This is a genomic window from Bradyrhizobium sp. YR681 (assembly GCF_000282615.1).
In the GTDB taxonomy this organism is placed as follows: domain Bacteria; phylum Pseudomonadota; class Alphaproteobacteria; order Rhizobiales; family Xanthobacteraceae; genus Bradyrhizobium.
This window is the reverse complement of the sequence record NZ_AKIY01000314.1, coordinates 1-4,932: the sequence shown is the minus strand read 5'-3', so window position 1 is coordinate 4,932 and position 4,932 is coordinate 1. Positions and strand designations below refer to the sequence as shown.

Annotated in this window: 5 protein-coding genes; 2 read left to right on the top strand and 3 right to left on the bottom strand. The window is 65.4% G+C overall.

Annotated features, from left to right (window positions below; translation table 11 throughout):
* Positions 1-86: 86 nt before the first annotated feature.
* The 3 genes from zapE to PMI42_RS33855 all read right to left on the bottom strand — a co-directional run bounded on the left by zapE (position 87) and on the right by PMI42_RS33855 (position 2,739).
* Complete coding sequence (gene zapE / locus PMI42_RS33865; protein ID WP_008143564.1) at positions 87-1,271, bottom strand: cell division protein ZapE; 1,185 nt, start codon at positions 1,269-1,271, stop codon at positions 87-89.
* A 121-nt stretch (positions 1,272-1,392) separates the two neighbouring features.
* A complete protein-coding gene (gene thpR, locus PMI42_RS33860; protein ID WP_008143563.1) occupies positions 1,393-1,929 on the bottom strand; it encodes an RNA 2',3'-cyclic phosphodiesterase in 537 nt (178 codons plus the stop codon).
* 174 nt (positions 1,930-2,103) lie between these two features.
* Entirely contained in the window at positions 2,104-2,739 is a 636-nt protein-coding gene (locus PMI42_RS33855) for an arylesterase (RefSeq protein ID WP_008143562.1), read from the bottom strand.
* A 55-nt stretch (positions 2,740-2,794) separates the two neighbouring features.
* Here PMI42_RS33855 and PMI42_RS33850 point away from each other — a divergent pair, with 55 nt between their 5' ends.
* Positions 2,795-3,517 (top strand): ABC transporter ATP-binding protein, encoded by a 723-nt coding sequence (locus PMI42_RS33850; protein ID WP_008143561.1) that lies wholly within the window; start codon positions 2,795-2,797, stop codon positions 3,515-3,517.
* Positions 3,514-4,932 (top strand): ABC transporter permease (locus tag PMI42_RS33845; protein WP_008143560.1); only part of this gene is annotated, 1,419 nt, incomplete at its 3' end. The genes PMI42_RS33850 and PMI42_RS33845, both read left to right, overlap by 4 nt.

Sequence of the window (4,932 nt, the reverse complement as noted above, 5' to 3'; positions counted from 1 at the left end):
CGAGCCCGGAATCCATACTCCCGATCGTGGTTATGGATTCCGGGCTCGCGACTTCGTCGCGCCCCGGAATGACGGCGGCATAGGACTTAAGTCTCCACAAGACCCTTGGTGGAGCCGCTGGCGGTGGAATCCTTGCGGCCGTGAGCCAGCGCCAGATAGGATTCCGAGCTCATCTCGATCAGGCGCGAGGCCGTCCGCTTGAACTCCATGGCCTCGGTGCCCTCATGGGCGAGGTAGAGCGAGATCGGGTTGGCGTCGGCCGAGGCCATCAGCTTCACGGCATTGTCATAGAGCGTATCGATCAGCGTGATGAAGCGCTTGGCGGCATTGCGCTGGGAGATGTCCATCACTGGAATATGGTCGACCAGGATGGTGTGATAATCGTGCGCGAGCCTGAGGTAATCCGATGCGCCGAGCGGCTTCTCGCAGAGATCGGCGAAGGTGAACCGCGCCACGCCATGGGCCGAGCACGGCACGTGCAGGATGCGGCCCTTGATCGAAATGTCGCGCGACTTGCATTTGGCGCTGCCGCTCATCCTGGACCAGGCGCGATCGAGCGCGGCATCCGCGTCGCTGTCGGCCGGCGTCAGCCACATCGGCACGCCCTGGAGTTTTTCCAGCCGGAAGTCGGTGCGCGCATCGAGCCGCGCAACGTCCATGTGGTCCGTGATCTGCTTGATGAAGGGCAGGAACAGCGAACGGTTGAGGCCGCCCTTGTAAAGATCATCGGGCGCGACGTTGGAGGTTGCGACCACCACGGTGCCGAGCTCGAACAGCTTTGCGAACAGGCGTCCCAGGATCATCGCATCGGCGATGTCGGTGACGTGGAATTCGTCGAAGCAGAGCAGCCAGCTCTCCTCGAAGATCGCCGTCGCCGTCAGCGCGATGACATCGCCATCGGCGGTCTCGCCGCGCGCGATGCTCTGGCGATAATCGTAGATGCGCTCGTGCACGTCGGCCATGAATTCGTGGAAATGCGCGCGGCGCTTGTGCTCGACGGTCGAGTGCTGGAAGAACAGATCCATCAGCATGGTCTTGCCGCGGCCGACCTCGCCATGGATGTAGAGCCCGCGCGGCGCCTCGTCCTTGTCGCTGCTGAACAGGCGACTGAGCAGGCCCTGCTTGCGCTGCGGCTTGTAGTTCGCGAGCCGCTGGTCGAGCGCCGCATAGGCCTCGGCGACCTCGGCCTGCGCGGCATCGGGCTCGATCGCGCCGGATGCGACCTGCGCCTGGTATGCCTCGCGGAATGAGGAATTTTGGGTGGAGAGCATGGCTCTTTACCGCCAGAGATGCGCGGAAAATGCAAGCCGTCAATTGGTGCGGGGCGCTATGCGTTCCGTGTCCCGGACGCTACCGCGTGGGACACACCGTTCCGTTCATGACGGAGACAACCTACTCACACAGCTCGTAGGCGTCCTCGACCACGTACGGGCCGCCACCCGTGGAGGCGCGCGAGGAGAACAACACAAAACGTTCCGCCGTGAACGCCTTGCTCGGGAAGTAGCCGCGCAGCGAGAGATAGTCGGCGACGTCGCGGTCGGTGGCGTCGTGCAGGCGGGCCAGCGTGACATGCGGGATGAATTTGCGTCCTTCCGGATTGAGACCGATCCGCTGCATCATGCGTTCGAGCTCGGCCTGCAAGTCCATCAGCGGCTTGCTCGGCGCGATGGTGGCGACCACCGCGCGCGGCTTGCGGCCGCCGAAGCTGGTCAGCCCCTGCACCTTGACCTCGAACGGCTTGCGGTCGACACGAAACAGCATCGATGCGATCTCGTTGGCGGAGATGCCGTCGATGTCGCCGATGAAGCGCAGGGTGACGTGATAATTTTCGGGATCGATCCACCGGGCGCCGGGAAGGCCGCCTCGCAAGTTGGAAAGCGACTGGCCGATCTCGGCCGGAATTTCCAGACCAGTGAACAAACGCGGCATCGTTTCGCACTCCCGATGCTTGGGCATGATCCCTGGGAAGGATCATATCCAAATTTTAGAGCCGGCGACGAATCACCGGTACCCTGATTCCTATCGCGTTTGTGTGACTCTGCGAAGCTTGACCCGTGAACTCACGGGATAACCCTTGTTGTTAGGGTTAGCGTTGCCTGCTTTTCATCGCCGTTGCTCGCTTATGTTGCGCAAAAATGCCTCCACCGTGGGCATGATGTTGCCGACGATGATGTCGACGCCTTCAGCGGTCGGATGAATGCCGTCGGCCTGGTTGAGCTTGGCGTCGGCGGCGACGCCGTCGAGGAAGAACGGATAGAGCGGCACCTCGAATTGTTTCGCCAGATCCGGATAAATCGAATTGAAACGCGCGGCGTATTCGGCGCCGTAATTCGGCGGCGCCAGCATGCCGCACAGCATCACGGAAATCTTGCGCGCCTTGAGACGCTGGACGATGTCGGTCAGCGCGGTGCGCGTCAAGTCGGGATCGATCCCGCGCAGCGCGTCGTTGGCGCCGAGCTCGATGATCACGCCGTCGGTTCCGTCGGGCACCGACCAGTCGAGCCGATCGCGCCCCCCCGAGGAGGTATCGCCGGACACCCCGGCATTGGTCATGTCAACGGCTATGCCTTTGGCCTGCAAGGCTTTTTGAAGCTTTGTGGGGAAGGCCTGCTGGGCCGGAAGGCCGAGGCCTGCGCTCAGGGAATCGCCGAGAACGACAAGCTTGACCGGCTTTGTCGCCTCTGCCCAAGCCGGGTTCGCAATCGTCATCAAAGCGAGCATCAACACGGCTATGTGCATGAACAATCCGTAACGCCTCTCGACCGCGCGTACGGAGTTGCCATATGACCGGACCATGGACACTCGCATCGAATCCTCTTCGCTCGCCGGCACCACGCCGGACACCATCGCCATCTCCAACGTCAATCTCTCATTGGGCACGGGGGCGGCACGCGTTCACATCCTCAAGGATATCAGCTTGCGGGTCGGCTCGGGCGAGACGATCGGCCTGATCGGCCCGTCAGGTTCGGGCAAATCCACGCTGCTGATGGTGATGGCGGGGCTGGAGCGTCCTGATAGCGGAGAGGTGGTGGTGTCGGGCATGCCTTTCAATGCCCTCGACGAGGACGCGCTGGCGCGCTTCCGCGGCCGCCAGGTCGGCATCGTCTTCCAGTCCTTCCATCTGATCCCGACCATGACGGCGCTGGAGAACGTCGCCGTGCCGCTCGAGCTCGCCGGCAATCCGGATGCCGCCAGGCGCGCGGCGCAGGAGCTGCAATCGGTCGGGCTCGGCGATCGCCTGCATCATTATCCGACGCAGCTCTCCGGCGGCGAGCAGCAGCGCGTCGCGCTCGCCCGCGCGCTGGCGCCCGATCCGGCCATCCTCGTCGCCGACGAGCCGACCGGCAATCTCGACGAGACGACCGGAAAGCAGATCGTCGACCTGCTCTTCACCAAGCATGCCGAGCGCGGCATGACCCTGGTGCTGGTCACGCACGATTCCTCGCTCGCGCATCGCTGCGATCGCGTGATCCGCCTGCGCTCCGGGCGCATCGACACGCAGTCTGCGCCGGCATGAGCATTGCTGCCGAACCGTTCGCGAAGCCCAACGGCATCGCACTGTCGCTGCGTTATGCCCTGCGCGAATTGCGCGGCGGCCTGCGCGGCTTCTATGTCTTCATCGCCTGCATCGCGCTCGGCGTGATGGCGATCGCCGGTGTCGGCTCGGTGTCGGCGAGCCTCTCCGACGGTCTTGCCCGCGAAGGCCGCACGCTGCTCGGCGGCGACGTGTCGTTCGTTCTGTTTCAGCGCGAGGCCAAGCCGGACGAAGTCGCCTTCCTGCGCTCGCGCGGCACCGTCTCGACCGCCGCGACCTTGCGCGGCATGGCGCGCGCGGCCGACGGCCAGCTCGCACTGGTCGAGATGAAGGCGGTCGACGACACCTATCCGATGCTGGGCCAGCTGACGCTGGCGCCGCAGCTGGCGATGGCCGACGTCCTCGCGGAACGCGACGGCGCGTTCGGCGCGGCCGCCGATCCGACGCTGCTGGCGCGGCTGTCGCTCAAGACCGGCGACCGCGTCACCATCGGCTCGGCGACTTTCCAGATCCGCTCGACCGTCGAAGCCGAGCCCGACAAGCTCGCCGGCGGCATCGGCTTCGGGCCGCGCTTCCTGATCAGCGAGGCGGGCCTGAAGGCCACCGGCCTGATCCAGCCCGGCAGCCTGGTGCGCTGGGTCTACCGGGTGAAGCTGCCTGACAACGCCAACAGCGAGCGCGCCACCGAAGCCTTCATCGCGGATGCGCGCAACGCGGCGCCGCAGGCCGGCTGGGAGGTCCGCAGCCGCTCCAATGCCTCGCCGCAGCTCGAGCGCAACATCAACCGCTTCACGCAGTTCCTGACGCTGGTCGGCCTCGCCGCGCTGCTGGTCGGCGGCGTCGGCGTCGCCAATGCCGTGAAGAGCCATATCGACCGCAAGCTCGAGGTGATCGCGGCCTTCAAGGCCGTCGGCGCGACGGGCCGCGACGTGTTCGGCATTTACCTCGCGCAGGTTCTCCTGCTTGCCGCGATCGGCTCGGTGATCGGGCTGGCGCTCGGCGCGGCGATGCCGTTCGCCATCGTCGGCCTGTTCGGAAAACTGCTGCCGCTGCCGGTGGTGCCGGCCGTGCATGTCGACGAGCTCGCGCTGTCCTTCGTCTACGGCCTGCTCACCGCGCTCGCCTTCGGCCTGTGGCCGCTCGGCCGCGTGCACGACGTGCCGGTCGCCGCGCTGTTCCGCGACACCATCAGCTCCGAATGGCATCGGCCGCGGCTGGGCTATGTCGTGTTCATGGGCGTCGTGGTCGCACTGCTGATCGCGGTCGTGATCGGATTGTCCTTCGACAAGCGCATCGCCGCGGTGTTCGTAGCCTCCTCGGTCGTCGTGTTCGCCCTGCTGCGCGGCATCGCGGCCCTGCTGATGACGATCGCGCGGCGGCTGCCGCGCTCGCGGCTG

Coding starts and splice junctions, on each gene's coding strand:
- zapE (WP_008143564.1), bottom strand. CDS start 1,271: ATGCTCTCCACCCAAAATTCCTCATTCCGCGAGGCATACCAGGCGCAG.
- thpR (WP_008143563.1), bottom strand. CDS start 1,929: ATGCCGCGTTTGTTCACTGGTCTGGAAATTCCGGCCGAGATCGGCCAG.
- PMI42_RS33855 (WP_008143562.1), bottom strand. CDS start 2,739: ATGCACATAGCCGTGTTGATGCTCGCTTTGATGACGATTGCGAACCCG.
- PMI42_RS33850 (WP_008143561.1), top strand. CDS start 2,795: ATGGACACTCGCATCGAATCCTCTTCGCTCGCCGGCACCACGCCGGAC.